This is a genomic window from Lamprobacter sp. (assembly GCF_034860625.1).
In the GTDB taxonomy this organism is placed as follows: domain Bacteria; phylum Pseudomonadota; class Gammaproteobacteria; order Chromatiales; family Chromatiaceae; genus Lamprobacter.
In genome coordinates this window covers 1-699 of sequence record NZ_JAYESN010000717.1, presented here as the reverse complement: position 1 = coordinate 699, position 699 = coordinate 1, and the positions used below count along the sequence as shown (strand labels likewise).

General features: G+C 64.9%; 1 protein-coding gene. It reads right to left on the bottom strand.

Features of this window, described 5'->3' with window-relative positions; genetic code table 11:
* The coding region (locus tag VBE63_RS30930; protein ID WP_323686769.1) for a methyltransferase domain-containing protein at positions 1 to 637 on the bottom strand (637 nt) is incomplete at its 3' end.
* Positions 638 to 699 lie beyond the last annotated feature (62 nt).

Sequence of the window (699 nt, the reverse complement as noted above, 5' to 3'; positions counted from 1 at the left end):
GCGCCATCTGGCTGGCGCCGCCATAGACGGCATGCACGCCGCCGATGTCGCGGTGGCGCAGCCCATAGCCGTGCCGTTGCGCAACGCCGCGCGCCCAGCGCTGGAACCGCGGGCGGTCCCATTCGAAGCGATGGTCGGGATGGCGAAAGCGGTTCGGTGGCACCTCGAGTAGCGGGTTGTACTCGGCATTCGGGGTGGTGATGATCACTGAACGCGGGCGCATGCGCGCGAAGATGGCCTGCTCGACTTGGGTCAGATCCCGGGGCTCGATGTGCTCGATGGTCTCGATCAGCAGGGCGCAGTCGAAGCCGGCGAGGCTAGCATCGGGCTCGGTCAGCGAGCCGTGCCGCAGCTCGATCCTGTGACCTTTGTGACCTTGCCGTTCGCCGCCGCAAGTCCTGGGTGGCTCGGCGGCGATCGCCTCAAGCCGCAGCCGGAGCTGCTCAAGGCGGCGGGCATCGAGATCGATCCCGAGGATCTGCTCAAGTCCCGGCTCCTGGGCGATACGTACGAGCAGGTCGCCTTCGCCACAGCCAAGATCGAGTAGACGACGAGCGCCACTTGCTCGCACGGCCTCCATGACCGCCTCGAGGCGCTCCTCATGCAAGGGCGTGGTGGCTTCGTGATTCCAGTGCATTAACCTATAAACCGCAGATGACGCAGATGACGCAGATGACGCAGATGTACGCAGATTAAAAC